The organism is Psychrobacter piscatorii, from assembly GCF_904846415.1.
GTDB lineage: Bacteria > Pseudomonadota > Gammaproteobacteria > Pseudomonadales > Moraxellaceae > Psychrobacter > Psychrobacter piscatorii.
Genome location: NZ_CAJHAR010000013.1, coordinates 1 through 24,322, shown reverse-complemented (window position 1 = coordinate 24,322; position 24,322 = coordinate 1). Strand labels below are relative to the sequence as shown.

Annotated in this window: 18 protein-coding genes and 3 pseudogenes; 11 read left to right on the top strand and 10 right to left on the bottom strand. The window is 41.3% G+C overall.

Annotation, left to right across the window (positions count from 1 at the left end):
* Nucleotides 1-231: 231 nt before the first annotated feature.
* The 3 genes from lgt (at nucleotide 232) to JMX83_RS07595 (ending at nucleotide 3,075) form a co-directional block, all read left to right on the top strand.
* A complete protein-coding gene (lgt, locus tag JMX83_RS07605) occupies nucleotides 232-1,116 on the top strand; it encodes a prolipoprotein diacylglyceryl transferase (protein WP_201600217.1) in 885 nt (294 codons plus the stop codon).
* A 153-nt stretch (nucleotides 1,117-1,269) separates the two neighbouring features.
* Nucleotides 1,270-1,911 carry a thymidylate synthase gene (thyA, locus tag JMX83_RS07600; RefSeq protein WP_265089508.1) on the top strand — a complete coding sequence of 214 codons (642 nt, stop codon included), beginning with the start codon at nucleotides 1,270-1,272 and terminating at the stop codon, nucleotides 1,909-1,911.
* A gap of 42 nt (nucleotides 1,912-1,953) precedes the next feature.
* Nucleotides 1,954-3,075 (top strand): tyrosine-type recombinase/integrase, encoded by a 1,122-nt coding sequence (locus JMX83_RS07595; protein ID WP_201600209.1) that lies wholly within the window; start codon nucleotides 1,954-1,956, stop codon nucleotides 3,073-3,075.
* A 3-nt stretch (nucleotides 3,076-3,078) separates the two neighbouring features.
* Here JMX83_RS07595 and JMX83_RS07590 read toward each other — a convergent pair.
* Nucleotides 3,079-3,827 (bottom strand): IS5 family transposase gene (locus JMX83_RS07590; protein ID WP_165596948.1). Its coding sequence is split into 2 segments (ribosomal slippage): nucleotides 3,079-3,497 and nucleotides 3,497-3,827, totalling 750 coding nucleotides; the frame shifts between segments, so codons are not numbered across the junction.
* A 165-nt stretch (nucleotides 3,828-3,992) separates the two neighbouring features.
* Between JMX83_RS07590 and JMX83_RS07585 the strand changes: the two genes are divergently transcribed.
* The 3 genes from JMX83_RS07585 to JMX83_RS07575 are packed head-to-tail and all read left to right on the top strand — an operon-like array spanning nucleotide 3,993 to nucleotide 9,063.
* Nucleotides 3,993-6,446 (top strand): tyrosine-type recombinase/integrase, encoded by a 2,454-nt coding sequence (locus JMX83_RS07585; protein ID WP_201600207.1) that lies wholly within the window; start codon nucleotides 3,993-3,995, stop codon nucleotides 6,444-6,446.
* Entirely contained in the window at nucleotides 6,446-8,554 is a 2,109-nt protein-coding gene (locus tag JMX83_RS07580; RefSeq protein ID WP_201600205.1) for a site-specific integrase, read from the top strand. The genes JMX83_RS07585 and JMX83_RS07580 overlap by 1 nt, the downstream gene beginning before the upstream one ends.
* Nucleotides 8,551-9,063 (top strand): hypothetical protein, encoded by a 513-nt coding sequence (locus JMX83_RS07575; RefSeq protein WP_102077602.1) that lies wholly within the window; start codon nucleotides 8,551-8,553, stop codon nucleotides 9,061-9,063. Before JMX83_RS07580 ends, JMX83_RS07575 begins: the two co-directional genes overlap by 4 nt.
* A gap of 169 nt (nucleotides 9,064-9,232) precedes the next feature.
* Here JMX83_RS07575 and JMX83_RS07570 read toward each other — a convergent pair whose 3' ends face one another.
* Entirely contained in the window at nucleotides 9,233-10,084 is an 852-nt protein-coding gene (locus JMX83_RS07570) for a thymidylate synthase (RefSeq protein ID WP_007394861.1), read from the bottom strand.
* Between the two features lie 668 nt (nucleotides 10,085-10,752).
* Entirely contained in the window at nucleotides 10,753-11,586 is an 834-nt protein-coding gene (locus tag JMX83_RS07565) for a cation transporter (protein ID WP_025644116.1), read from the bottom strand.
* A gap of 76 nt (nucleotides 11,587-11,662) precedes the next feature.
* Between JMX83_RS07565 and JMX83_RS07560 the strand changes: the two are divergent.
* The 5 genes and pseudogenes from JMX83_RS07560 to JMX83_RS07540 form a co-directional block, all read left to right on the top strand.
* Nucleotides 11,663-11,737, top strand: a pseudogene (locus tag JMX83_RS07560) (IS1 family transposase); the annotation flags it as partial.
* Between the two features lie 266 nt (nucleotides 11,738-12,003).
* Nucleotides 12,004-12,597 (top strand): recombinase family protein, encoded by a 594-nt coding sequence (locus JMX83_RS07555; RefSeq protein WP_011959997.1) that lies wholly within the window; start codon nucleotides 12,004-12,006, stop codon nucleotides 12,595-12,597.
* Between the two features lie 301 nt (nucleotides 12,598-12,898).
* Entirely contained in the window at nucleotides 12,899-14,482 is a 1,584-nt protein-coding gene (locus JMX83_RS07550; RefSeq protein ID WP_201573830.1) for a Fic family protein, read from the top strand.
* A 494-nt stretch (nucleotides 14,483-14,976) separates the two neighbouring features.
* Nucleotides 14,977-15,858: pseudogene (locus tag JMX83_RS07545) on the top strand (IS982 family transposase).
* 259 nt (nucleotides 15,859-16,117) lie between these two features.
* Nucleotides 16,118-16,882 (top strand): sulfite exporter TauE/SafE family protein, encoded by a 765-nt coding sequence (locus tag JMX83_RS07540; protein ID WP_227522957.1) that lies wholly within the window; start codon nucleotides 16,118-16,120, stop codon nucleotides 16,880-16,882.
* Between the two features lie 465 nt (nucleotides 16,883-17,347).
* Here the strand turns inward: JMX83_RS07540 and ccmI are convergent, their stop codons facing one another.
* The 7 genes and pseudogenes from ccmI to JMX83_RS07505 all read right to left on the bottom strand — a co-directional run.
* Nucleotides 17,348-18,628 carry a c-type cytochrome biogenesis protein CcmI gene (gene ccmI, locus JMX83_RS07535; protein WP_062844964.1) on the bottom strand — a complete coding sequence of 427 codons (1,281 nt, stop codon included), beginning with the start codon at nucleotides 18,626-18,628 and terminating at the stop codon, nucleotides 17,348-17,350.
* Entirely contained in the window at nucleotides 18,625-19,188 is a 564-nt protein-coding gene (locus JMX83_RS07530) for a cytochrome c-type biogenesis protein (RefSeq protein ID WP_062844965.1), read from the bottom strand. The genes ccmI and JMX83_RS07530 overlap by 4 nt, the downstream gene beginning before the upstream one ends.
* On the bottom strand, nucleotides 19,185-19,835 hold the full coding sequence (locus tag JMX83_RS07525; protein WP_062844966.1) for a DsbE family thiol:disulfide interchange protein: 651 nt from the start codon (nucleotides 19,833-19,835) through the stop codon (nucleotides 19,185-19,187). The genes JMX83_RS07530 and JMX83_RS07525 overlap by 4 nt, the downstream gene beginning before the upstream one ends.
* Nucleotides 19,828-21,882 (bottom strand): heme lyase CcmF/NrfE family subunit, encoded by a 2,055-nt coding sequence (locus JMX83_RS07520; RefSeq protein ID WP_058025868.1) that lies wholly within the window; start codon nucleotides 21,880-21,882, stop codon nucleotides 19,828-19,830. Before JMX83_RS07520 ends, JMX83_RS07525 begins: the two co-directional genes overlap by 8 nt.
* A gap of 244 nt (nucleotides 21,883-22,126) precedes the next feature.
* On the bottom strand, nucleotides 22,127-23,416 hold the full coding sequence (locus JMX83_RS07515) for an ATP-grasp domain-containing protein (protein ID WP_036599449.1): 1,290 nt from the start codon (nucleotides 23,414-23,416) through the stop codon (nucleotides 22,127-22,129).
* Nucleotides 23,417-23,513: 97 nt separating this feature from the next.
* The gene (tatC, locus tag JMX83_RS07510) at nucleotides 23,514-24,245 is read right to left on the bottom strand and encodes a twin-arginine translocase subunit TatC (protein WP_201600203.1); all 732 of its coding nucleotides are present in this window, start codon (nucleotides 24,243-24,245) and stop codon (nucleotides 23,514-23,516) included.
* Nucleotides 24,223-24,322: pseudogene (locus JMX83_RS07505) on the bottom strand (IS1 family transposase); the annotation flags it as partial. The pseudogene JMX83_RS07505 and the gene tatC, both read right to left, overlap by 23 nt.

Here is a 24,322-nt window from a genome sequence, read left to right as displayed (position 1 = left end):
TATCAAGAGCGTCTATTGTCACCTCAAAACTTTCTTCTATTACTGTGACTATATCTGAGATCTATCACTCTTTATTTCTTACATCCCTAGCCTATCAATCTATCAACGACACTCAAAACCGATAGCCAACCTCCTAGCACCCCCTGACTGGCGTCATAGCAATTATGTATGCTGGGCGCACGAAATTTGCTATTATAGTCAGCACTTTATTATCAATATTATGACACCCTTATGATGATTCATCCTCAGTACGATCCTGTCGCCTTGGCACTTGGGCCTGTCGAAGTCCACTGGTATGGGCTGATGTATTTACTGGCGTTTGCTGCCGCTTACGGTCTGGCATGGTATCGCAGCACCAAGCGTGAGGGCTGGACGACAGATATGGTCTCAGATCTCGTGTTCTTGGGCGCACTAGGCGTCATATTGGGTGGTCGTGTCGGTTACGTATTGTTTTATCAATTTGGTGAGTTGCTACAAAACCCTGCCTACCTCTTCAAGGTTTGGGAAGGCGGCATGTCATTCCATGGTGGCCTGATTGGTGTCATGCTGGGCATGCTGTATTTTGCTCGCAAATATAAAAAGACCCCGTTTCAAGTGCTCGATTTTATCGTGCCTTGCGTCCCGACAGGCTTGTTGTTTGGTCGTATCGGTAACTATATCAATGGCGAGTTATGGGGCCGTGTCTCTGATGGTGGCTACAATTGGCTCACCTACTTTCCTCAAGCGGCTGGCTTTGATATGCAGCAACTGCAAGCCAATCCTGAGCTACAAGAGGTGATGACTGAGGTCAATGGTCAGTATTTATTGCCTCGTCACCCATCACAACTGTATGAAGCCTTTGCTGAAGGTCTGCTGTTATTTTTATTCCTTTGGTGGTACTCATCAAAACCTCGTCCGCGCATGGCAGTAACTGGTGTCTTTATGTTGGGCTATGGCTTGAGCCGCTTCATCATTGAGTTCTTCCGTCAGCCAGACGTTGACCAAGGATTTATTTTGTTAGGTTGGGTGACCAAAGGGCAAATATTGAGCACGCCGATGATTATTATCGGTCTATTCTTGATCGGTTACGCCTATAAGCGTGGCATCTACGATTGGGGTAAGCACGCCGCTTATTAAAGGTCTCGCCTTACCGATAAAACGATTAATCACTTAAATAAGAGGGTACGCCTCATAACGCCTACCCTAGCAATACTTTTAACAATGACAGCGTCTATATGGATTACTAGCCTAACCTGTGGACGCTGTCAGCAGTAATTAAAGAGCACTTTTATGAGCAATGGCACCCAAAGTAACAACGAGCAAGCGTATCTTGATTTGCTGCGCCACGTCTTAGACAACGGTACTGAAAAAGGCGATCGCACGGGTACGGGTACGCTGAGTCATTTTGGCGCGCAGTTGCGTTTTGACTTAGCGGCAGGTTTTCCATTATTGACGACCAAAAAAGTTCACTTCAAATCTATCGCTTATGAATTATTATGGTTTTTGAGTGGCAGCACCCACGTTCAATACTTGCAAGACAATGGCGTGCGTATCTGGAATGAGTGGGCAACAGCGGAGCAAACCGCACGTTTCAATCGTCCTACAGGTGATTTAGGCCCCGTATATGGCCATCAGTGGCGTAACTATGGTGCAAGTAAAGGCTCGGACGGCAGCTATAACGATGATGGTGTCGATCAAATCGCACAGGTCGTTGAGCAAATCAAGACCAACCCCAACTCGCGCCGCTTGATTGTATCAGGCTGGAATCCAGGCGAAGCAGAGCAAGTGGCACTACCACCGTGTCATACGCTGTTTCAGTTTTTTGTCGCAGACGGTAAACTCTCCTGCCAGCTATATCAACGTTCGGCTGATCTTTTCCTATTATACCCCCATAACAATAATGCACAATACGGAGTAATAGATCGTATATAATGCAATACATAACTTAGTCTATGTATTGAGATAGTGATTATTATGGATGTTAAAGTTTGTTTTGATACAAAGTTAGATTTATCTAAGTCTTGTTTACTCAATGAGATTCCAAATTTATCATTGAACAAAACCATAACAGTGAATGGTGTTGGAGTATTTGATGATGATGGCAAGATCCTTCCTCTTGTTTCTGAGTATTTGTCGTATCGAACCAAACATCAAATAATCTCTTATAAATCAGCAGTTACTTATGGTAGAAACCTAAGCTACTTCTTAAGTTATATTCGTAGTCGTCCAGATTATGATGACAGTGAATCTGATGAAGTATTTATTACAGTTCCAAAATACGTAATTCAAGAATACCTGACATTTTTAATCCGTGAAGACCATAAGAACTCATCTACTGTTAGAAGTCGAGATGAGACAATACATGCCTTCATCGAATACCTTTGTAGCCCTACAGAAGACCGTGATAAGCTTAGACAAGATAACCCATATAGCGATGGCTTGCTATCAAAACCACCAAAGCGCACACCGATTAGCTCTTGCACACTTGATGACCTTTTCATATTGATTGAATTTACTGATTCAGAACGAGAAAGAGCTTTACTCCAGTTTTTATACGACTCTGGCTTACGTCGTTCAGAACTACCTAGAGTTACTCTTCAAGACTTTAAAGATATTACTAGCCTTAATTCTGAAAAATATATTTCCCGCGATACTGACCTGCCTATTCATCCCGACTATGTATCTTTGAAAGTTAAAGGAAGTAAGGGCCGTGGTAATCAAATTAAGCCACGCTGGACTTTGCTTAGCTTAGTAACTATCAAACGTGTGGAAAAATACCACGCATCTCCCTTGTATAAAAAATACGCTCGTAAATATTTAAAGCCGTCTGAAACACCAGCGTTCCTTAATGCTGAAGGCACTCCTTACACCCCAAATTCAATCAGTAAGCTACTTGAACGTATAAGTAAACGCGCAATCAAACACGGTCGACTCAATCGACTGATTTCTCCCCACAAGCTACGGCATGGCAACGCTTATTCAATACTACAGTCAAAGGATTTAGGGTCTAACTATGTAGATCGGCTTGCTATTGTGCAGAATTGCTTAGGCCACAACCATCTTAGTACTACACAGATATACACTAGGGTGTGTTGACAATTACCGTAAATGGATAATCGTCGCTGCTAAATAGATATTAGCAGCAAACGACTCATCCGTTTTTTCAGCACGCATGGCAATTTTCTTGAAATCTTTCAGCTTACAGAAGAAGTTCTCGATTAAGTGACGCCACTTGTACATTTCTTTATCGAAATCTCGTTGCTTTAAACGAGAGCGTTTAGGGGGTATGACCGCTTTGCTACCACGCTCTTCTAAGTCTAGCAGTAGCCAATCCGTGTCAAAGGCTCTATCAGCAAGCAATGCACCAAACTCTTTGTCTTTAATTAAAGGTTTAACGCCAGCCATGTCATGCTGTTGTCCTTTCAATAAAGTAAAATCAACAAGGTTGCCTAATGCATCAACCATTGCCATGATTTTAGTGGTCATACCGCCTCTTGATTTGCCAATTGCCTGATGACAAGCCCCCCTTTTGCGCCTTGTCCATGACGATGTACCTTAACAATAGTGCCATCAATCATGGCATACTCTAAATCTGAGTCATTCAGAGCATTAAATAGCTTGCTGAATCTATCGCTTTTTACCCATCGACGGTAGCGCTTATAAACACTGTTCCAGTTACCAAATTCAGGGGGTAAGTCTCGCCACGGACTACCTGTTCGGACAATCCATAGAACAGCTTCGATAAATAGTCGATTATTTACCGCTGTTCTACCAACATCGGTCTCTTTACCTGCACAATACGGTGCTATCTTTGCCCACTGGGCATCACTTAGGGTTAATCTAGTCATAACACTATGATTATCAATTATTCTATATATGTCAACACACCCTAATATCCCTCAAGATATCTACAAGAGCATGTGTGACGAGAATGGTGATACATTAACCAAAGCTGAGAAAATGAAGCGCTTATCTGAACAGACACAGTTAAGAATTGGCATTAAGGACATCAAATGAAAAACATTGGAATAACCATTGATGAGATTCATGAGGATTTTCCTGAGCCAGGAACTTTAGGTACAGACTTTAAGAACGTTGAAGAAAAACAACCGATTAAAGACGCCGAAGCAGCTGTTATAGAATGGGTATCGAAAACAGCTGGAGATAAAGAATCACTATGGGAAATACCAATTAGTAAAGCGGATAATACTTTAGGCTTCAGTGTAGCTGTTAAGCATATTCAGAGTGCTGTAGGTGTTTCATACTCTGTTGCACAAAAATATAGGGGTCTTACTACTCCTTTAATTGAAAGGATGATCGAAGAAGGTATTCTAGTAATACCAAGTGAAAGCTACGAAGCGGCTGGCATCGAAAACACTAGAAAACTTTTGAATTGGTACAGAAAGCTAACTGTAGAGGAAAAGCACACTTTACCTATTTTCGGCAACAAAATTTCGATAGGAAAAATGTCTCCAGAACAACTACCTATAAAAAAAGGATCCTTAGAATTTAATGTTGTTAAAGATGCTTGGGAATTTATTCACAAAGACTTAGAAAAAATTGGAATTATTGATGCGAATTATAAAAGCGTTGCTGAAAGAACAAGCGAAGCGAATGTCAATAGAAGAAATCATAGTGAAAGTCAGATAGAGCGTTTTCATAGACTCGCAGCAAGAGAGCTAAATGCAGCTGATGACTTCTTCCCTCCTTCAAAATTAGAACCGTTTATTCAGGTTGAGCAACTGTTTGCTTGTAGTAGCAAAACTGTCTCTTCAAAATCAGGCAAGAGTAATTATAGAGTTGCGAGTAGTTCATTTATAGAGTTCTTATCTAAACTGTATGGAAATAAACCCTTTAGAATCGTAACAACTTTTGATGAATACCTATTATCTAGATATCGGAAATATTTAGAGGACAAGGTAATAAATAAAGAAATATCAAGTTATCATGCAAATACAGTTTTGAGTTCAGTCCGTATAACATTGAATCGGCTGACTCAAGTACGCGATATAGAATATAGCTTTTTCAATATAAATGGATTTGCTACAACTAGAGAAACAGATGTTAAAAAGCCATTTACAATGAACGAGCGACTTCGAATATTAGAGGCTATTGAAAAAGGATTGAGCGAATCTAGAAAAGCCCTCAAACCTTATAAGAAAACGGGTTTAGGCAGCAATCCTTTGGACGAAAAGGGTTCAGTCATTAGAGGCCTTTCGACACTAGAGAATGCGCGATGGCTCTTTGAAAACCGCTTAATGTGTAAGCCAGTTCATTACAATACAGCTAAATCACCTATTGAGAAGTCTTTCTTAAGAATTATTAATGATTCAGATAAGGGTTTGATAGAGGTATACAACGACTGGGGCATTACCCCAATGATAAATATGGATACACTAACGCCTTACGTTTTAAGGCTTGCTCAAATTACTGGTTTAAATGCAAATCCTTTACTTTCTCTTGATATAAACGATTATGTAGATTCCCATCCGGCAACATCGCGGCCTTGTCTTAGATATTGGAAAGAAAGGTCTGATGGTCATAAAGAATACCACCTCGATCTTTTTAATGCAGAACTGACATGGCTTACGTCATCTCAAGCTAAGTCTATAAAAATTATTTTTGAAGAATTAGTCCAATTGACGAGTAGTTTTCGACAAGACATTGAAGATAATGCTTTTAAAGATAGGTTGTTTATCTATCAGTCGAATAGTACAAAAAAGCACGGCAGAGTATCTCCACTATTAGGAAACAAAGAAAAAAATACAGAAGCATTGGGAGCTAGTTTGTCCAGGTTTGTTAAGAAATATAATTTAAAAAATGATGCAGGAGATCCCCTAACTCTTACAATAAGTCGCTTTAGACCAACATTTGTTAGTGAGATGCTTAGAAATGGCGTAACTGTACGTGAAATTCAACTCATGTTGGGTCACTCCTCACTCCAAACAACTCTCGGTTATATAGATTCTCTAGATTTTAACTCCATGAGTAGAATGAAGATAAATGATGAATTAGAAGAGATACATCAATCGACTCTGGATAAAAAAGTTGAGAAAGTGCCAGAAGATATAGAGTCCAAAAAAAATGATGAGTTGGTAACAACCTTTCATACTCCTCTAGCTGAATGCAGAAATATTTTTGACCCACCAGATTTTGTAAAAAATCTTTCATCCTACATACCTGGTACTCCATGCTCACAATATAACAAATGTTTGGGTTGTGACAATGTCATTATTACAGCTAAGAATCTGCCTGAAATTTTTGCAATGAAGCGTGACTATACGCTTTTGAAAGAGCACTCCCGTGTCATGGATACACCCTATGGGCATGTTATTTCAGAGAATTTAGAACTGATAAAAGGTATTACAGAACCTGAACTATCTAATTTTTCCTTAGAAGAATTAGAAAATGGACGGCGTTTAGCAGAATACATTGAAACGACCACACTAGTTGATGGAGTAATCTAATGGACTATGAAAAAAAGCTGAATGTATTAACAGGTTTTGCAGAACATCGTTTATATGTTTTAGATGCTCTAGACCATGCTACAGTTCAAAAGAAGAAGCACCTTCAAAATAATTACACAGATGACATAGAGTATGTGACGTACCTTATGGACAAACCTGTATCGAAATTATCAAAGTTTTCTGACGACTTTTGGGACTTTAATGACGACTATCCTAATGCTGCACGAAATGTTCAGGGCGCAAAGCTCCGCATTAGTTTTTCAAAGTATACAGATATCCCAAGATTCGTTTTAATAGAAATAAAAATCATATTCGAGTTGGCCTTGCTAAACAATTCGATTTTCAAGCTTCAAAGTAAGGAAGGCCAAAGTCGAACAAAAAAAGTCTTAAAAGCAAACTCTTTAATTACAATTTTTGAAAATGGATTAACGTTTATTAATGAAATATTTAAACAGGCATCTCATGAGTTAGGCTATGAGTTTGTTCAGGAAAAAATCAGAACACTCTCCGATATAACACCTGAACTGTATTCCAAAGCTGCTGAAAACTACGATCGTGTAAAAAATATAGAGCTAGATAAATTTTTCAAATATCTACGCAGTCCAGCTTCTGTTAAGTATGTATTTGAAAAGCCTATCGCTTATGTAGAGTTAAATAGCCTGAAATGGAAGAAACTTGCTAACACTAATACTTTGAAAAAAGAACAAGTGCTGCCAGATCTGGTATTTGAATCTCTCTCGAAAATGGCTTCCTTTATCATAGTTGACTTTTTAAGTGCTATAGGAGCTTCAGCAAAAATATCTGACTCCAACTCCTTCGAAAGATTTGAGACAAGCAACCATCTATCATGGGCAAAAAAAGAAAAAATAACTCACGAAATTTTAAATGCTTATATTGCTATGAGACTAGGAACTAAAGGTTATTCTGCAAGTTTCATTACAAATATAGTGGAACCCTATAATTGGATGCTCAATAAAAATTCTAATGTTATGGGTGGACTAACTTTACGTAACGCATTGAAAAAACGCGGTTATAAGTTAAATAATCTTAGAGAATACTTTAACCTCGTAGCGTATGCCTGCGCGTATTTAGTGGGTCAATATACAGGTATGAGACCATCTGAACTATCAGAAATAAGAGTTCAGGATTGTTCGTGCTTAATTCAAAGTGACTCCGTCTGGCTGATTGAAAGTACGGTCAAAAAGCATAAAGATGAAGTTAGTACAGGTTTGTTTGACGACAGATGGGTAGCTATACCAATTGTTAAGGATGCAGTATTAGCAGCTTCGTATATCTCAAAAATTAAGGCGTCGCCCTACTTAATTTCTAATGTAGATACTGTTAAACCTGATAACTCCCCCCAGTCAATGACTAGTACTGGTATCGTGTATCAAATGAATAACTTTATTAGCCAACTCTTAGGCGAAAAAGTTGCTAAAGAACTAAAATTCAATCCATATATGTTAAGACACACATTAACATATCAATTGTTTAAGGCTGAAGTTGGATTGCCTCTTATATCGTTTCAATTGAAACATTTTGTAGAGAGCATCTCTAAGTACACATCTACTGGCGCTACCTCGTCAGTTACGTTAGGCTACGGTGATATAGGTGAGATGCTGTCAAAAGACGGCAACCGAAAAGGTGATACGAAATCACTGCGCCGAGCAGCTGAATTAGATGCTATTAAAACTGCCCATAATCCAAATGGTACATATTATGGTGGTAAAGCGAGTGAGCATAAAAAAGGTCTGATCAAGACGTTTAGTGGATATATGGCTGAAGGATACACAGAGGATGAGATTTATGAGGCTATGGTAGATCAAGGGGTTGCCATGGTCTATATGGGACAAGGGCTTTGCTATGGTGGTAGAGCAGAAGAGTATGACTCAAGCCTACCATGTATTGGTTCACTACGTTGTAACCCAGCTCGATGCAAACAAGCCGTTGTAACTACCAAGCATGCTCCTAAATGGCGTGAAGTTTACATGTTAAATAAAACCAACCTCAATAAACCAGAATATTCAGACAATCGAGAGCAAATTCTATCAGCAATGAACGAAGCAAAAATGGTGTTAGAAAATCTTGGTGAGGCAATCGAACTATGAGTAATGAAGCTTATGATCAAAAAAATAATGACGACTATGAAGCAATAACTTCTGCTCTAAATATTGCCTTAATAGATCTTCAAAATAACAAAAAACTAAAACCCACTATAGCGCAACTTTCGAAGATGACTGGTATTCATCGAAATACTATTACAAACCGTGGTTGGCCTGTCCAAAAGCTAAATCAGCTCAAAGATATCAGAAAAGCTGAAGAGAAATCGCGTAAAGAAAAAAAAGCTATAGATAACGCTGATGTTAAGAATGTGCTTGAAGCAAAGATGATTCAAGCACAAAATGAGGTTATCTACTGGTTTAATGAATATCAAGATATAAAAAGAGTCGCTCAACACTCAGATAAACGGTTACAAAAAATGAAAGAGTCACGAGATTATTATAAAAAACAATCTGATACAGATAAAAGGTCGTTATTAGAAGCTAGACAGGAGATTAAAAAACTGAGACAAATGTTAGCTTTAAAAGATGCAACACCGAACCAGCTGATGCACTAATCTATCGAGACCACCTTTGTTATAAAAGTATAAACTTAATTTCCTTGTACTTAAGAGCTAGCAAGAGCTTAGCTAATAAGCATATACCCTATAGCATAAATCACATATACTGATACTTTATGCCTAATAGAAATTTATCACTTTTCTCAGCTTTCACTTTATGCTGATATCAAACTGAGAATGGATAGGCAATAGACTCATGATACTGGTATCCTTCAACTCTAAAATCATCCAATGTTACCCATGTTTCAATATCTTCGAGAGACTTAATTTCAGGGTTAATATGAAGCTTAGGTGCCGGATAAGGTTCGCGTTTTAATTGCACGTCACGCATTAATTGTAATTGATCTTCATAAATATGTGCATTTACGATCTTATGATAAGCTTTTCCGGCCTCGTGGCCCGTAATTTGAGCCATGAGAGCTAGTAAGGTAAACACTTGAATCTGATTAAAATTTTGACCTAATGGTACATCACATGAACGTTGTGATGAAGTCAAATAAAGCTTGCCACCTAACAACGAAAATGTATGAGTATGCATACAAGGACGTAAACATCCCATATGAAACTCACCTGGATTGTAGAAGGTTAGAATTTCACCTCGGTCATCAATACCGTTTCGCAAGTTATCATAGATCTTATGAAGCTGGTCAAACTCCTCTCCTACTGAATTACGCCACCTGCGCCCCTGTACACCATAAACTCGGCCCATATCATCCTTACCTTTACGATAAGGATTAGCTAACCAAGCTTCATTTTCATTGGCATTAGCGTTCCATGTATTACATCCAATAGCTCGAAACTGAGCTGCGCTATCATAACCACGTAGATACCCTAATAATTCTGCGATAGCTGCTTTCCAATAACTCTTTCGAGTAGTTACTAAGGGAAACTCATTAGCTCCTACATTGTAGTTTAAATCAGCATTAATAACGGTTAAGCAGCGTTTTCCAGTCCGTTCATTCTCGACCCATACACCCTCATCAACTATACGTTGACATAAATCTAGATACTGTTTCATTCAATAACCTTAGTTGGACTACAAACTTATCTCAAAAGGTGATTTTTGTTGAACTGCGTGGACAATACATTTTACCTTTTGATTTCATTGAGCATTATAAAGTTTCAAGGCTCAATTGTACAAACCTGTTCGTAACAACTAATTGTCTTAATAACTTATCAACAGGCTATGCCCCAATGGATCCAATGAAACCGAATCATTCTATCTAAAACCATTTACCATAATGTACCTTTATGCGCAGAATGCGCGGTTCCCTAGTGAGGACTTGAATCTTTGGCTGTGAGCTAATGGTATTAAGGTTTCAACTTGCTGAGATAGCCACAGTGTACTTCATGATGTACTTACCATAGATATTCTATCTATGATCGGTGCGCTAGTGAGGACTTGAAGAGACCATCCCAGATTCTGTGTAACTGACGTTTAGATTAAATACTTACACAAAATTTAGGAAGGTCTCCCAGATTCTTATCAAAGACTTCATCATCTATTATTCGCCAAACGGCAACTTGCTGATGGTCTTTGGTGGTGACTAGATTTAAAGTTTGTTCAATCATTGCTTGAGGTCTCATATCCTTATGATGTTTATTTGCTTCAAACCCAGTTACTTTACACTTAGCGGTTTAATTAAGCTACTTACTTGAGCTATTTGCTTCAGTTATTAGGCTTGGCTACTTACTCAACTTCAATATTCTAAAGGCGCCCTGAATAACTAAAGCAAATACGATGCTACCAATAATCAAATCAGGCGTACTAGAGTGTAACCAATTAACCAAAATCCCTGCAACAATTACCCCTAAATTGATAATCACATCGTTTGAAGTGAAAATCATACTGGCTTGCATATGGGCTTCTTCTTCTTTGCTTTTCGATTTTTGTAGTAAATAGAGGCAAATCGAGTTTGCAATTAGCGCAAGAATCGATATGACTATCATGGTAGAAAAGTCAGGTAACTGCTCATTGCCAAAGAAACGTCTTAGTACTTCTAAAAAACCAAGAATCGCTAGCGTAATTTGAAAATATCCGGCAATTCTAGCAATCCGTTTTTTCTTAATGACCGTTCCACCGACCGCAAATAAGCTAATTCCGTACACGAAGCTATCTGCTAACATATCTAAGCTGTCGGCGACCAACCCCATCGAACGAGAAATCAGTCCCGTGCTCATTTCAATAATAAAGAAAGCAAAGTTAATGACCAGCACTATCCATAGTAGCTTTCTTTGCTCAGCATCTTTTTTGTGACTAGAGTCAGCATCAATTTTAAAATTATTGTTGGGATCAGAGGGGTCAATGGTTTCGGTCGAGAGTAGGGTGTCTCCTAATTTTAGGTCATGAATAGCAGTCTCTATCCCTTCTATATTGTCATGATGAAACACAGTTAATTGACGGTTAGGAATGTCGAACTCAAGATGTTCAATATTCGAGTGGCCCTCTAATTTCATTCGGATTAGGTTTTCCTCCGAAGGGCAGTCCATCTTCGATATTTTAAAAGTTGTTTTATTCATAGCTACATTTATATCCGGGTGGTGGTTCAAAAAGTAGGCTGAAAAAAAACAGGCTGAGAAATTGATAAATAGTGAAATGCAAATGACACTATACATCAAATGCCCAGCCTGTCTAAGTGACAATATAAAGAAAAATGGTTTCAAAAGCTATACCTTAGCGGAACCAGCTATCTCACCCTTCAAACATATTAACAGACTACTTAAAGCAGACTGTTAGCATGGAACCATCTATAACAGACTTTTGAATTATAAGACTGGCTGCTGTGCTTTTTTCCTATCATTAGCCTATACCCAAAACATAAAACCTTTAAATGATAATCTATCTATCATTAGACTTTTTTATATTATTAAATGATAGTAATATCTTGTTATTATCAATGAGCACTAATTATTAAGTCTAAATAATAGAGGTGGGTTATGACTGTTCGTATTTATGTGAGAGCCAGCACTAAGGATCAAGACGCTACCAGAGCATTGGCTGATTTGGTGGCTTTCAGTACAAGTTATGATGATAACCATGTTGAGTACGTCGAGCATTTCAGTGGTACAAAGCTCGATAGACCATTATTAGCCAAGCTGCTAAAGGACGCTGAGCAAGGCGATATTCTACTGGTTGAAAGCGTGGATAGATTAAGCCGATTATCTCAAGATGATTTTGCAATTCTAAAGCAGCGTATCAAAGACAAAGGCTTGCGATTGGTGGTGGCTGATCTACCAACGACGCATACAGTTAATAATGGCATGACAGGTGAGATCCTAACAGTGATTAACCATATGCTGATCGACTTATTAGCAACGATGGCAAAGCTTGATAACGACAAGCGTAGAGAGCGTATCAAGCAGGGATTGGCTAACAGTGGCTATAAGCCCTCCGGTAAGAAGCCTAATACAACGAAACACAATCGTATTAGAGAATTAGACAGTCAAGGCAATATGACAAAAGAGGAAATCGCTAAGGCAGTTGGTGTTGGCGTAGCTACTGTTTACCGGGTGTTAAAGCCAGGCTCATAGCTGAGATATTTTATTTTTGTTCATAAACAGCTGATATATAAGGCTTTACACGCGAGGCAAGAAGGCTTTATTTGCAGAAATAGGTACTCTATTACTACGTAGCTGTGTTAAGAACGGTGTATTTTCATCATTCAATTTCGTTCAATTATGCCCACTTAAAACGCCCTTCGATCTTTATCTAAAGACATCACAGCGTCATATAAAAATCGATTTAATGCAATGAGGCTTCATTATAATCATTATATTGCATTCATAATCGCTTTTCTGCAAAATGGCTTATCTATAATCGCTTGAGCCCCTCATGATGAATACCCCTACTTCAGACCCTATTGGCGCAGCATGGCTTATCCGTTATGCCAGCATCGAGCTGGTTTCGCCTTTATATGTCAGCAGTAGTATCGGTGGGCGCAGGCAAACCTATAAAGACGGTGATGTCATCCATAACGCTTATCAGGAAACTGCGCGGCCACTGGACACTATCATTGCGCACTTACAGTTTCACATGCGTCATGAAGTACTGAATTTGGAGTTACTGGCTCGTCTGTTTGAGCAGATAGGGGCTAATGACGTACAAGCATGGGTAAACGCTGAGCCCACAGGCAGCTATGCCCGTAGAATGGCATTCTTGTATGAATGGCTCATGGGTCAGCAGTTAGCAGTACCGAGTAATTTAGGCGGTAACTATGTGGATGCTCTAGATGCTAAGAAGCAGGTTACTTCAAGCCCTGCGCATGTCATAAAGAATGCTCGTTGGCGTATCAATGACAATCTTGCAGGAACCCGTCATTTCTGTCCTCAATTGGTGAAAACAGAGTCGTTTACGCAAGCGGCAGCACTCGATATTGCCACGATGGTTGATAAGCTTAACGATGAATTTGGACAAGACTTACTGATGCGTGCCTCCGTATGGATGACATTACGAGAGAGTAAAGCCAGCTTTACCATAGAAGGTGAAGGGAAAGAGTTAAAACGTATTGAACGTTTCGCCGATGTAATGGCACGGCGTACCGGCAAGGGCGATATTCCGCTTGATCCTGAGTCGCTAGCAGAGTTGCAACAAGACATATTGGGTAGTAAAACTATTATTCAGCAGTACGGCATCCGTCAATCACCAGTTTTTGTGTCGCATACTCAGGTGAATGGCTTTAAAGAAATTGTGCACTATATCGCGCCACCTGCTGATGACATTGCTAACAAGCTAGCAGGGTTACAGGTATTTATGGAAAAGACTGAGGGACAATCAGCACTGATGCGTAGTGCGGTTGCCTCCTTTGCTTTTGTATATATTCATCCGCTGGCGGATGGCAATGGCCGTGTACATCGCTTCTTAATTAATGACGTCCTCAGGCGAGACCAGGTCATTCATGAGCCGATTATCCTACCTATATCACAAGCCATTGCTGAGCATCCCTCAGACCGTCATGCCTATGACAAAATTTTAGACCGTGTCTCTGTGCCGCTTATGAAGCAAATCCGTGATCATTACAGCTTTGATAAAAAGGCAGTTACTTACCCTGATGGTATTCGCTCAAACTTAAATTTTGGAAATACTCACCTGATTCAACCTGCATGGCGCTTTATGGATCTAACGCCTCACGTTCAGTACTTATCAGGACTGATTGCTCATGTTATTGAAAAAGAGATGCATAACGAGTCACAGTACCTAAGACAACATGACCATGCACGACTGGCGATAAAAGAGATTATTGAGATGCCCAACAGCTATGCCGATAGAATCATTCGCAGCATGCTACAAAATAAAGGTGCTAAAAGTAATAAGCTACTTAAGGATTATCCGTTTTTGGCAAATGAGGCAGTTTGGGATGACATTTTTGCTGTCGTTGTAGAAACCTTTAAAGATGAGACAGATGATTTGAATAGGTAGGGGAAACCCTGCTATACGCAGGGAAGCCTACTTTGATAATCAATCTGGTATAAATATCATCGTTGCGATGATGATTCGGCTATAAGAGATTCGGCTGAAATACCATAGCCTAAAACGTAATCAATATTTTTCTTGACCCTATTTACGCTAATAAACTACTTAAAACAGACTGTATAAAAGGAACTGCTGATAACAGACCATTGTAATTTGACAAGCCTTGATACAGATAGTCAAAATGATTTTGAGTATTTGAGTATTTGAGTATTTGAGTATTTGAGTATTTGAGTATTTGAGTATTTGAGTATTTGAGTATTTGAGTATTTGAGTATTTGAGTATTTGAGTATTTGAGTATTTGAGTATTTGAGTATTACTTCGCTTCTTTAGTTATGATAACCCCAGTTCGGGATAAGCGCTCAAAAAAAAGATAAAAAAAGAAGTCCAAAGTTGCTAAAGTAAGTTTACCAAGACAAACTTCACAACAAGGACTTCTTACATGGATAACCTAACCGAACTATACTGCCATATTGACGACTTTTATTAGCAATTCAAACCTGAGTTTGACGCTCATTTAATCGCAACGGGCCGTCAACGGCTAAGAGCATGCCAGATAAGTGTAGCAGAGATGATGACCATCTTGGTACTGTTTCATCAACGGCGGTATCGACAGTTTAAGTCTTTTTACTACCACCATATGCATGGCATGATGAAACAGGAGTTTCCAAACCTGCCGAGCTACTCACGATTTATAGAGCTTATGCCGCGCAGTATCATACCACTGTGCAGCTACTTGCAAAGCATGATGGGCGACTGTACGGGTATCAGCTATATTGATTCAACCAAGATAGCAGTTTGTCATAACAAACGTATCTACCGTCATAAAGTCTTTAAGGGACTTGCAACCCGAGGCAAAAGCAGCATGGGCTGGTTCTATGGCTTTAAGCTGCACGCCATTATCAATCATAAGGGCGAGCTTGTATCTGTTAAAGTCACTGCGGGTAATACGGATGACAGAGTGCCTGTTAAGGATATGGCAACACCTGTGTTTGGCAAGGTGTTTGGGGATAGAGGCTATATCAGTAAAGCCCTAAACGAGTGGCTCACAAAACACAGTGATACCACGTTGATAACCAAACTTCGGCGTAATATGAAACCCCAATTACTCAAGCCTATGGATGAGGCACTACTCAATCATCGCTCTTTGGTTGAAACGGTGTTTGGAGAGCTTAAAAACTTGTGCCAAATCGAACACTCACGCTATCGTAGTGTCACGGGTTTTATTACAAACTTGCTGTCAGGTTTGATTGCTTATTGCTGGTTTCCCTATAAACCCACCATCAAAAACATGCCTCAGCAGGGACAGGTAGCGACATTGTAAATAGTATCAATGAGTTACAATGTGGCTTATCCCGAACTGGGGTTATGATAGCTATCAGCTTTGGATGTACTAGCTTTGCCCCTGACCCATTCTCTACGTAGAACGCAGCAAGTTTATGACCATGATCAGTAGCAAACTGTATGAGCTCATTTTTGGCACGCTTGGCATCTTGCTCTTCAGGTAACGTTTTATGGTGACTTTAGATAGGATATAGCTCTAAAACAATCTCGTTCCCTTCTGTTAATGTTGGAGCTTAACCGTGCTCGATATTTTACAAGCAATTCCTAATTGGCATCTTGCAGGGCTGTTTTTGGCGGGTATGATTGCTTTTGTGATTTCCACCATATCAGGAGGTGGCGGTGCACTTTTACTTATACCTGTCACCTCTGCGCTGATAGGGATCTCGGCTGCGCCACCCGTGATTAATTTAGGTAATTTCATTAGTCGCCCTTCACGTCTTTATTTATTTTGGCATCATATCGACTGGTCGCTAATAAAGTATTATGCGCCAAGCGCTATCGTTGGTGCGTGGTTAGCTGCATTATTATTTAGCCGTCTTGATGGGAGCTGGATTCAGTTATTAGTGGGTGCATTTTTGATATCTACCGTCTTGCAGTATCGTTTTGGCAAAGTAGAAAAATCTTTTAATATGCCTAAACTGGGGTTTGTGCCTTTAGGTTTTATTACGGCGTTCATTAGCACACTCGTCGGCGGTTTGGGTCCTGTGCTCAATCCTTTCTATATGAATACGGGATTACAAAAAGAAGATTTAATCGCTACTAAAACAGCTAATTCATTCTTTGTAGGATTGGCTCAGATTGGTAGTTATACTTTTTTTGGCGTATTGACTGCCAATCTTTGGATTTATGGCTTTGCTTTAGGGCTTGGTGCTGTGGTTGGCAACATCATTGGTAAGCGCTTTTTAGCAGGTATGAATATCAAGCAGTTTAGAGTGATGCTGATCCTATTAATGGTCATTAGTGGCGTAGTGATGATTGTCCAAAACGTCATGATTCTGTTTTAAATTAAACCAAAGTTATCTGACAGTGAATATATTCATTATCACTGCTAGAGCTAACAATACTGATGTAAAAACAAGCTACGCGGACCATAGCTGAAACGCGGGATACTCAGATAGGGATAGATAACTAAGAATTCATTCGAGGCATGGTTGCCTGTGCGGTACTAATTCTAAATAGTGAGCAGCAAGCAAACCTTTGCCACCGTATTTACTCATGGTCCCACTGTTAAAAAGTCTTTAGTAGAGTTATTAAGCCATATACCTCTTCTGCGGGAAGCTGAAAATGAGCTGTCTGTTATGTTTAATCAAGACTTTCTATAGTCATCCGTCCAATTATTTCACTAGCAAAACACCATAGCCGTTTTTTACTTCTTTACTAATAGGTTATACAGCTATTGATAGCACCACTTTCAAAAGCTGTCCTACATACGGTTCTAGTATTATGAAACTTACTGTAATAATCATTTGTTAAGGGATCTGTTGATTGATTTCAATATTAACTTGAGTCTGTTCAGCGCTAATCACTACTGGGTTACCTGATAGATCACCCGACTCTGCGGACGCAGTCCCACTATGGCTAACACGAGCAACGACTGCTAACTGAGTTTTGTCGCTACGGGCAGATTGTAACGTGCGTTCTGGCATCATCGCATCAAGATCGCTTAAACGGATACTGGCTTTACCTTGCTTGATGATACTAATAGGTAAACGTTTGGCGGCAAACGGAGGGCCCCCTTTCACATCACGTATCGCTACAAACAACACATCATTGGCTTTAACCAATGGTAATAGACTCGCATCAATAGAGACGGTAACTTCGATACCTTGCGCGGCTTGCTGCTCTTGCTCGATGACATTAGCACTTAGCTCATCAAGGCTCGCTAGCGCTTTACTATGGTCACCTGGTTTGGCAGCGATGCTCTCACGTAAACGCTTAATCCAACCTTGCGCTTCTGCAAAGTTACTACCACGTGCCTCACCCATTGCCATTAGCATCTGCGCACCTTCATGCTGTGGATTTTTGGCAAGGACATCTTGTAATACACGGCGGCTACTGGCATCAAGCTGACCTTTATTGGCAAAAAAGCTAATCTGCGCATAAGTGGTCGCAATCTCTTCATTGTCTGGTGACAGACGGTAAGCGCGTGACAAAGCTTCAATCGCTGAGTCGGTAGCTTCAAGCGATAAAAACAGCTCTGACAAACGCATCCAGCGATCAGGATCATCGGCATGACGATAAACGTTGGTCTGCATCGCGCTGATAAGCTGCTGGCCGTTTTCGATTGCCCATACAGGTGGCTGATCGATTTTGCCAGTCAACAAGTCATCAGCGACTTTTCCGACCTTGTCTTCGGCCGTCCACAGATCAAACACAGGCGTTCGGTCACCCACCATCAGATACGCCAGCGCAGCCAATACAGGCACCCAAACCATGAGGATCAAGCGGCTTTTGATACCAGGGGTGACCATCGGCGTGACTTCACGCTGGGCATCCAATAGTTGCCGCTCAAGCTCAAGCTTTTGGTTTTGGTAGTGAGCATCATCGATGGTGCCACTGTCTTTGTCTGTTTTTAGCTCTGCCAGACGCTCGCGAAACACCGCCACGTTGATATCTAGTAGCTGGTTGTCCACAGAAGTGCCTGATGTACGCGTGGCGCGCAGCCATGGCATGATGGTAATAACAGCAAGGAGTAAGGCAATCAGTAAGCTTAGAGCAATAAATAAGCCAGCAGTAGAGAATATGGTCATTTTTTGTCCTCGGGGCTTGTGGTGTCATGAGCGTCATTATCGGTGCTATTGGCACGCGATAGCAGACGATCAAGTTCGGCTTTTTCGGCGGCAGTCAGCTCCGAGGCGGTATTATCTACCGTCACTCTACTCTGACCGCTCGCTACCAGCTGGCGGCGACGGCTTTGCCAAAACCACCCTATCAATAATACGATCAGTAGCAATGGCGGAAAAAACCATAAAATCCATGTCGATGGACGTACAGGCGGCTTGTAGCTGATAAAATCGCCGTAGCGCTCTTGCATATAATCCCGGATTTCCGCATCACTACGTCTGTCTTTAATCAAATCATAGACTTTTTGCTTTAAGTCTTGGGCAATCGGCGCATCAGAACCTGCCAAGTTTTGGTTTTGGCATTTCGGGCAACGTAGCTCTTCGATCAATCCTCGGTATTGTGCTTCTTGTTGGACAGAATCAAAATCATAGACGTCAATCGCCGCATAGCTGGTCACACTTAGGAGACAGGCAAGTATTAAGCTCGCTACTTTTATCGTAACGGCCTTTATTGAAAGGGCTATCATTTGCACACCTCTTCAACCTGAATCGCATCTGGACTGACGTTATTATCATTGGCATCATTGAGTACCGTTAAGCAAGGCTCAATACGATCTTGCCAGTTACTCTCGTTAATCTCACCAACAATGTGCTGGCGAATAACGCCTTCACCATCGACAGTGAAAGTCTCAGGCGCACCCGTCAACCCTAAGTCCAAGGCAAACTGGCCGGACAAATCCTGAATAGACATCGAAAAGGGATCACCGCCTCGGTTCAGATAACCGAAAGCATCACCAATATCGTCTTTATAATTCACGCCAACCAGATTGACACCACGCTCTTCTAGTTGCATCAAAAAAGGATGCTCAATAACGCAAGTTGGGCACCAAGAGCCCCAAATATTCATCAAAAAGGGCTCATCAGGTAAGTTGTCATTGGTCATGATCCGACTGGTATCGGACAACAATGGCAGCTCAAACGCTGGTACTGGGCGTTCAAGCGCGGTATTGGTTACGATTTCAGTCGGCTGCCCCAAACGAAAATAAAGCATAACCATAACAGCAGCAAAGATGATCAGCGGGATCAAAAACCATATTCTAATTTGGCTTTTTTTCATTGTTCGATTACCTTTTGTTTCAGGGGGTTGCTCGGAAAAATGATTAGACTTAGTCATTTTGCTTCTCCCCTATTAGTGTCGTGTTATTAGTAGTGCTTTTAACATCTAAATCAGTAACCGTCGTAAAGCCTGACTTACTCGCTGCAATTTGTGCAGGGGTCTTGGATGTTTTGAGACGATAGCGCCTATCAAGCATACTCAGCAGACCACCCAATGCCATAATAATAGCGCCGAGCCATATCCAACGAATCAATGGCTTCACATAAATACGTACGGCCCATTTATTACTGCCTTCAGCTATAGGTTCACCAAGTGCGACGTACACATCACGCATCAGACTGTCATCAATCGCTGCTTCGGTCATTGGCATCATGCTAATAATGTAATTGCGTTTTTCAGGGTATAACGTAGTCACAGCACGGCTATCTTTACTCACTTCGACCTCAGCTTGGGTCGCATCATAGTTACTGCCTTTGACTTCGCGGAAGCCTTTAACGGTGAAGTCGTAACCTTGGACATGGACCGTTTCGCCAACACTCAATGCCACATCGCGCTCGATACTCAAGGTACTGGTAAAGGCAACACCGATGACCGCTACAATCACACCAATATGTGCCGTTTGCTGACCCCAGTAGCTTAAACGCAGCTTATTTAAGCCTTGCAAAAAGCTTGGTGCATTTTTGGTTTTGTCTTTGAAATCAACCACCATCCAGAACAGTACCCAAAAACTTACTGCTAGTGTTACACCAATATTAAGCATGGCAGATGGACTGACAAAGTAAGTGATGACTGCAGCTAATACTAGACTGCTCGCCGCAATGACCATACCAACGCCTAACAATGGACGCTTATCTTGTTTCCAGCGGATATTGGAGCCCATACCCATGGCAACCAGCAATAGCCATGTTAAAGGCACAAATAGCGCATTAAAGTACGGAGGACCTACCGATACCTGACCCAAGCTAAAGGCGTCGGCAATGATAGGATAGAGGGTACCAAGCAATACCACTAACGTTGCAATCAAAATGATGACGTTGTTAATGACTAAAAATGACTCACGCGAAACCAGTTGATACTGACTTTCAATCGTCAAACGCCAGCCACGCAGCGCAAACATCAGCAAACCACCACCGACGATGATGCCAAGAATCACTAAAATTACCAGACCACGAGTGGGGTCAGCGGCAAACGAATGCACTGAGGTAATAACCCCTGAACGTACAAGGAAAGTACCCAAGAGACTTAAGGCAAAAGCAAAGATAGCCAGCATAATGGTCCATGCTTTAAAGACACCGCGCTTCTCAGTCACTGCCAACGAATGCAGCAAGGCTAAACCGGCAAGCCAAGGCATCAGTGAGGCGTTTTCTACAGGATCCCAAAACCACCAGCCGCCCCAGCCAAGCTCATAATACGCCCACCAAGAGCCAAGAGCGATACCAACGGTCAAAAACCCCCAAGCCGCTAGCGCCCATGGACGCGACCAACGTGTCCATACTGCATCCAAACGCCCTTCCCACAATGCCGCCATACAAAAAGCAAATGGCACCGCTAAGCCCACATAACCCATATACAGCATCGGTGGATGAACGATCAGCCCAAAATCCTGCAAAAGTGGGTTGAGATCTACCCCATCTACGGGCAGATTGGGCAAGGTACGATCAAATGGCGACGAGGTAAAAATCAGCATCGCTAGCATCATGACCTGCACACCGGCCAATATCACGAGTACCCGCGCGCGCATCGACAACGGTAAGCCACGGCTAAAATAGGAGACCAGCGCGCACCACGTGGCCATGATGGTCATCCACAACAAGAGCGAGCCTTCGTGTCCGCCCCATGTCGCCGAGAGTTTATAGTACCAAGGCAACAAAGTATTAGAGTGCTGCGTGACATAGACGAGACTAAAGTCATTGAAATAAAAGCCTGCCATCAATGCAACAAATGAAAAAATCATGGCAGCAAACTGTGCCCATGCCAAACTCGGTGCCAAACGCTGCCAAGCAACATGGTCACGCATAACGCCTATCGTTGGTAATACCACCTGCAAAATCGCCAAGATTAAGGCGGCTAGCAAGGCAAAATAACCCAATTCTGTGATTAACATACGGTCTAACCCTGTTTACTCTAATATGATTTAAGCTCACTGTAACGGTTGGATTTTTATTATTGGAAACTATTGAAATTTACTGCTATCTCTAGCTCCAATTGTTTTCGAAGTGTTTTGAAAAGCGTGCCGAAAGTAATAGACAATCATAAATATACAACCATCTTTTGTTAGGTAAGAAGAATATTGAATTAGTTAACCGGACTTATAACAGCCTAATGCTATCTAAATAAGACCTAGACGATCACACCTGAAAGACAGGCGCGAATCCACCGCCTGGCGTACGGAAGTTAGTCACCTGACCTTGATACACACGCGCAGCAGGTAGTAACAGTTTTCCGCCATACGTATAAAGACGTATATCTACCTTTCTTGTTGTTACGATGTCATCAATTTTGAGTGATCTCTCTCCTGCAGGGACAAAGGTCTGTGCGATATAATCTTCATCCAGAATGTTTTCGAAGACGCGTCGAGTCAGTTTGCTACCGCGATAAACGCCTTTGCTTCCATGACCAGCAACTGGCTTAAAAAACAGTTGCCGCCGAGTAAGCCACAACTCTGCTGCATCGTCTCTTGATACAATCTTAGTCCTCGGTACAGACCTTTCGAGGCACTCCACTGCAGCCTCATCCAGACCCCAAGAGCGCAATATTTGGGAGTCTGATAGCAATGTCAGGTTTTGCTTATTGGCCAACATAGCATGTACGCGGGGATTGGGTGTCACTACCACAGCACCCTCTAAATAAGCCTGCTTAAGCAATACATGGTCAGGGTCCTCAAATGCAAAGTCGACAAGCCGATTGTAAATCATATCGATTTTCTGGCCATGGGCTGTTAACGTACCGTCGATATACTCGAGTTCAGAGGGATCAAGTATCACAGTATCAATACCTCTAGCTTGGAGCAGTTGACAGGCTAACTCAAACTCTAAGAACATGAACTGACTCTCGGGGTCATTGTCCACAATGGCTATCCGATTGGGCATAGCAACAGCGGACTGTCGCTGCCATTCCTGTTTGAACATGTCAAACACTGCTTCCTCGAACCTATCTAGCATTTGATTGGTTGCAGCGCTTTGCTCTGAGGGGTTGCAACAGCGTTTTTGTGCGCGAGCGAGCAACACATTCAGAAATGCGCCACCGGCATTAGTATTGACCTCGATGAGCTGAGGTCCATCGCTACCCAAGTGAAAGTCATAACCCATGAGGGCCCCTATTGGGCCTGGGTCGAAAGCAGCTATTTCTGGTGCCCACGACAGCACTTGCTCTTGATACAATGGCAGTTCGGCAGCTGACTCGATAGCCCTGACGATTCGCTCCATCGCCTCTATCTCTGTTTTGGGAACGAACACGGGTGTTGCTGAAAAAAGCTTATTAAGCTCGTTCGCTCCTATTGGATTGTTTCTAGTTTCTACCAATTGATCTTGAAGGCTTGTATTAAGCGCTTTACGATCAAGGGTAATGCAGTAGCACTCTTGGTTAAGTCGATTTGCAAGACCGTCATTTTTTTCGTTGTTATTAGTTGGGTGTTCCATTTAGAGTCCGTCGCTAAGTAGAGTACTCACGCTGACATACTCTAGTAAAAAGTAAAAAGTAAAAAGTAAAAAAGGTTCTTGGCGTATTTAAGTAGTGCTAGCTACTTTCTAATGTTTCATTCCCTGAGACTAAATCATTATTTCGTTCATTTTTAATTAATATCTTTGCTAAGAGTAAACCCAGCTCAAATAATAGCCACATAGGAATCGCCAACAACAGCATTGATACACCATCAGGCGGTGTCACTACCGCGGCGATCCCAAAACAGCCGACTATGATATAACGACGCTTATCTTCTAAAATTTGAGTAGAAACGATTCCGGCCATTATCAGCAATAAGGTAACCACTGGAATCTCAAAAGTCAGTCCAAACACCATAAATAGCTTGAGGGCAAAGCTCAGATAACTGTCAATATCGGTCATTGGTATAACGTTCTGCGGAGCGAACATAATAAAAAATTTCAATACCCCTTTGAGTACGACAAAGTAGGAAAAAGCAACACCAGCATAAAATAGAAATATCGAAGATAGCAGTACAGGAATGGCAATTTTCTTCTCTTTTTTATATAAGCCGGAAGCTACAAATGACCAAATTTGATACAGGATATAAGGCATTGCTAAAAATGCGGCGACGAATATCGTTAAGCGAATGGGTGCCATAAAGTTTGACGTTATATCAGTGGCAATCATGGTCGAATTGATGGGTAACTGCGCCACTAATGGGTCTGATAAAAGATTATAAAGCTCGCGTGAAAATCCCACCAATACTAAGAATATAGGTGGTGTTCTAAAAAGTATGCTGGCATCAGACGTAGCCATAATTGACATAAAAGAACACCAGATCAAACACTTTTAAGTGATTATCGAGCTTCTTAGAGAAACAACAGGTTCTTCTAACGGCTCGT